The organism is Mycobacterium sp. (assembly GCF_052144515.1).
GTDB lineage: Bacteria > Actinomycetota > Actinomycetes > Mycobacteriales > Mycobacteriaceae > Mycobacterium.
In genome coordinates this window covers 1-4,537 of record NZ_JBKQQD010000127.1, presented here as the reverse complement: position 1 = coordinate 4,537, position 4,537 = coordinate 1, and the positions used below count along the sequence as shown (strand labels likewise).

Sequence of the window (4,537 nt, the reverse complement as noted above, 5' to 3'; positions counted from 1 at the left end):
CGTCCGGCGTTGGGATAACGCTAGCAATCCTGATTGATGCCACCCTAATCCGCGCAGTGCTCTTGCCCGCGGCGATGAGGCTACTGGGCAGCGCGAACTGGTGGGCACCAGCGCCGTTCCGTGCCTTGTGGTCGCGCACCGCGTCTGATAACGAAAGGCGCTTACCGGCAAGTACTCCCGATGCGTCCCCAGAGCAGACTCCGGCTGTTGCGAGCGTGGAAGGGAGTTCGATGTAGGAGCGCGGAATCGTGAAATTGCCGACTATTCCCCACCGTCGATCAGCGCCTCGGCCATCGCGGTGTGTCCTTCGAAGCCAAGCGATTCCGCCATCGCGCGATAGCGATCTCGATAGTCGCGGTAGGCAGCGTCGTCGCCGCGGGCCCGGGCCAGCAGGGCGCGCAGCCGCAGCAGCCAGATGTCGCGTATCACCAGACCGTCATCGGCTGGCGCGGCTGCTAACCGCTCAATCGCGGCCTCGGCTTCGGCCCGATCATTTTCGGTGCCGCGCTCGAGCAGAGTCTCCACCAGAACACCGGTCGCGGGAGGGCCCCACCCCAGCAGCTGTCCCTCGCGAACCATTTGGTCGACGGCGGCGCGCATGAGCGGAATCGCCACATCACTTTCTCCACGCCGAGCGCTCTCACGCGCCAGGTACACCTCGACGATCGGCAAATCGCACAGGTTGTATCCCGGCCGTCGGAGCACCTGGCTGACCTTGGCCAGGACCTGCTGTCCGCGGTCACGGTCGGCGGTCTCTTGACGGTGCGCCAGTGCAACGCCCAGCGTCATTCGGGCGTTCGACAATGCGACGTCATCACCGGATCGTTCGGCAACCTGTAGGGCATCCTCGATCTCGCACAGCGCCCGATCATCGGCAGCCAGCACTCCAAGCGATATCCCCGCGCCGTAGACCCAGGCGACGACCGTGGCGTAGGACATGGCGTCGGTGCTGCGGGACATAGCCAGGCCGTGCCGCTGGTCGTCGCGCCACCCGGGACGACCCAGGCAGTACCGGGCAGCAGCCCGCGCCGCTACGGCGAGCGCCAGCGGACACCCGACCATGAAGTTGCCTTTCGAGGGGTCACCGTCTGCCATGTCGATGAGCCGCTGTGACCAGCGCAGCACGTCACACCAATCACCGCTATGAGCCTTGGTGTAGAGCATCGGCACGGGCAGCCCCACTGTCAGGGTCGCATCGCCGATCGACTCGACGAGGATCCAGGTTTCCGACGCCAGCTGCGACGCCTCGCGCACCCGGCCATGCAACGTGCGATCGAGCACCAGCCCCGCCATGGCGATAGCCAGGGACACCTTGTCCCCGGCGGCGGCGCACAACTCCCGCAATTCCTCAAAGCGGTCCCCGGCAACATTCATCTGGGTTCGCCAGGCGATCCCGCACAACATGGTGCGCGGGGTGATGCGCATGGCTGTTCGGTTGGGGTCCTCGGCGGGCAGTGCGTCGGCGATCCTTTGGGCGCGCTCCCAACTTAGCCTCGATCCACGGATGAGCCCTGATTGCGTGGTGGCTGTTGTTTGATCTTGATCGGCCAGGCTGTGGGTATGGGTGAGCTGCTGGTCTGCCCAGCTTTTCCTGTTTGTTCGGGTCGGGCCTTGCGGCCGGTGGTCAGGCAGGGGTAGCCATTGGTGGCGGGTGTTGTTTGAAGATGTTGCGCCACAGCCGAAGCCATTCGTCTGCCCTTTGGTCAGGTGCGCCTGTCGACTCGCAAGATCCTCCGTCCAGGGGTGAGTGAATTGATCGGTTGACGACAATCTTGACGACAACCGGGACGACAACTGCTCCCTTAACCACGGGAACCACAGTCCCAAATCACCGTTATCGTGCCTGGTCACGACTCCTGCTCTCTCCTGGCAGTGTGGGGCTCAGGGTGGGTTTTCATCCGCTCTGCATCCGCCATGCGGTTCGGATTGCGTGTTCTGAACCGTCGGAATTGGTCCAGTTCGTCCAATTTGACCAGCACAAAAGCCTCACACCTGATTTCGCGTCCGCCTGAAAAGCGGAAGGTCGGCGGTTCGATACCGCCCCTGGCCACCAGCTCCACCAGCACGTTTCGGCTGGTCAAGGGCATATCGAGACTGAGTTGTCTCGTCCTATGTATCGCATAGTTGACCGTGGCTGACCGGCAAAATCCTCTATGTAGTGCACGTCGGGGGCACGAGCACGTCTGTTCGGCCGCGTTCGTGGGAACCCCTAACCTTCTGATCCGTAGGCACGGGCCGGTGGTGCGACCAGGCACGATCCGTCAGCCGCGTTGCCATCCCGAACCTAATCAGTCGCGGTGAACGGGTGATTCTTCCGCGCCGGTCGCCTCGCGTCATATTACGATCACCACAGGTCGTTACGATCACCACAGGTCGGCAGAGCCAGTCTCAAAGGGGGTACTTTGACGTACCCAACTGAGCATAGGCGAGCCTGACCGGCCATGACTTCACCCGCCTCACCCGATCCGGGCCTCGATCGCCTCAACGACGACCTTCAAGCCGAATACGCCAAGCTCGTCGACATCGTGACCGGGTACGACCAGCGCCTGCTCACCATCAAGGGCTGGGGCGTGACGCTGAGCCTCGCGAGCCTCGGTTTCGGGTTTCAACAGGGGCACTACGGCCTGTTCCTCGTTGCGGCGGCGAGCGGGCTCGCGTTTTGGGCGGTTGCAGCTACCACGAAAATCCATCAGATCCACTACTACCCGCGGATGGGCGACATCGAGTTCATCGCCTACGAACTGTTCGCGGTCCGCTGATTTCAATTAGCAGAGTCCACGTCAGTCCGCACCGAAACGGGCCAGATTCGGGCCGTTTATGTCGGGAAAGTGTCGGATGGCGCCGCTGACGTATGTCGGCGCGCTACCACCTCGGCGGCCAGCTGCCGCGCCACGCTCTGCGAGCCGCACCCGCGTTGGCCGGAGTACTAAAATGCCAGCCAGACGCGGACCTGCCGAATATGCTTTTCGCCGGTGGAGCAGGGGTCGTTCCACTTGGGGCGCCGGACGGGATCGGCCACGTTTGAAGGAATGCAAAAATTACACTCAATATCACTCTGTTAACGCCACACGTCATTTATCAATCAGCCGATTTTCGATTGACAGATTTTGTTAAAAAGACTGTGTTGACTGATGAAACTGCAAAAACGACGGTGGTTCGGCATTTGTCCCACACGGGGTTCATCACATATACAGGGCTCGGAAGTTGGGGAGGTAAAAATGTTTCTGCCTTGGTTGCAGAATGGTTGTCTGACGGAATCGACCGTTCATCCATGGCTGAAGTCGCCGCTCATCTGGAAGCCAAAGGGACAGAGTTGCTTAACTCTGCGCGGCGTCGAGCAGGGAGACCAATCCCACATACCTTTACGTTCGCCGGATTCGAGGGCGGGCGTGTCAAGGCATTCGTTATATCAAACTTCGAGGACCGTCACGGCAACTGCCGCCCTATTGAGGCGAGACTAAGCACGACAAAGTGCGAGCTTGGGCAGGGAAGAGGCGCAATCGTCATAGTAACAGGAAACCCGCAGGCTGTACCGATATCAGAGAGAAAGATCCTTCGCAATTTAGCTCGAACTCACGCGCACGATGGCGGACGCATTCGGCGGAAGATGCAGAAAATGAATGCAGATGCTGCGGCGAGACCTGAATGTCAGAATCTGGTCAGCGCAGACTGCGCAGTGGCTTCGTTTAATTCTGGTGGCTACGGGCGTCTTGAATTTAGCGAAGAGACCGGCTCCAGGCCACAAGATATCCCGGTCGTCATGAATGGCATTGACATGCATAAATTTATGATGGAGGCAATGAAAAATGCCGGGTGGGACATGTCAAATGCAAAAGTAGATAATGCGGTATTTGTTTCTACCGAAAAGCTAGGTCCGGCGCCAGCTATTCAAACGCCATGCCGCTTCTCCGTTACCGGATCAGAACCCGGCGGAATTTACGACTTGCACGAACTCATGGACAATGATTTCGACCTCCTATCTGCGGAAGATCTCAACGATTCTGGGCACGTGACAGGAACGGGACGAGGAGAGCGACAGGTACCGTGGTTTACGAACATACCGTGGACAATGAAAGACGGTCAGCTGTCCCGGCTTAATTTTGATGGATCCAAATTTTCAACCGTTGAGGCATTTGGGATTGGTGGGAACGGCCAAATAGCGGCAGTGGTTCAGGGCACCGACCGGGAAAAGGCGGCCATCTATACAGAGGGCTCATTCGCGGTGTTCCCCCTCGAAGACGATGGCTACGGCCGGCCAGTAGGTACCAACAGCTCGGCGAGAGCAATCAACAACGCAGGAACTGTCGCAGGCTTGGTTCGCACCCACACTGACGTTCCCGGCGAAGTCAACATGAAGGCTGCGACATTCCACGTGTCCCATCCGCCAAAAGTGTTCCGCGACGTAATCGCAGATAATGGGACACGGGCAGTGGACATAAATGAGCAAGGTCAAGTTCTCGTCTTGGTATCCGCCATGGTGGGGGCGCGATCCATTTTGTGGCAACCCCAGGATGGCAGTTGGGCGTGGGTAGGAGGC

Annotated in this window: 4 protein-coding genes; 2 read left to right on the top strand and 2 right to left on the bottom strand. The window is 59.7% G+C overall.

Annotation, left to right across the window (positions count from 1 at the left end):
* Positions 1-261: 261 nt before the first annotated feature.
* Both ACLP9N_RS07800 and ACLP9N_RS07795 read right to left on the bottom strand, forming a co-directional pair.
* Positions 262-1,425: a hypothetical protein gene (locus tag ACLP9N_RS07800; protein ID WP_442406851.1), complete on the bottom strand. Its 1,164-nt coding sequence runs from the start codon at positions 1,423-1,425 to the stop codon at positions 262-264.
* 422 nt (positions 1,426-1,847) lie between these two features.
* Positions 1,848-2,066, bottom strand: coding sequence for a hypothetical protein (locus ACLP9N_RS07795; RefSeq protein WP_442406850.1), 219 nt, complete (start codon positions 2,064-2,066; stop codon positions 1,848-1,850).
* A 375-nt stretch (positions 2,067-2,441) separates the two neighbouring features.
* On the opposite strand from ACLP9N_RS07795, the gene ACLP9N_RS07790 reads away from it, so the two are divergent.
* Together ACLP9N_RS07790 and ACLP9N_RS07785 are read left to right on the top strand one after the other, a co-directional pair.
* Positions 2,442-2,759, top strand: coding sequence for a hypothetical protein (locus ACLP9N_RS07790; RefSeq protein WP_442406849.1), 318 nt, complete (start codon positions 2,442-2,444; stop codon positions 2,757-2,759).
* 338 nt (positions 2,760-3,097) lie between these two features.
* The coding region (locus ACLP9N_RS07785) for a hypothetical protein (RefSeq protein WP_442406848.1) at positions 3,098-4,537 on the top strand (1,440 nt) is incomplete at its 3' end.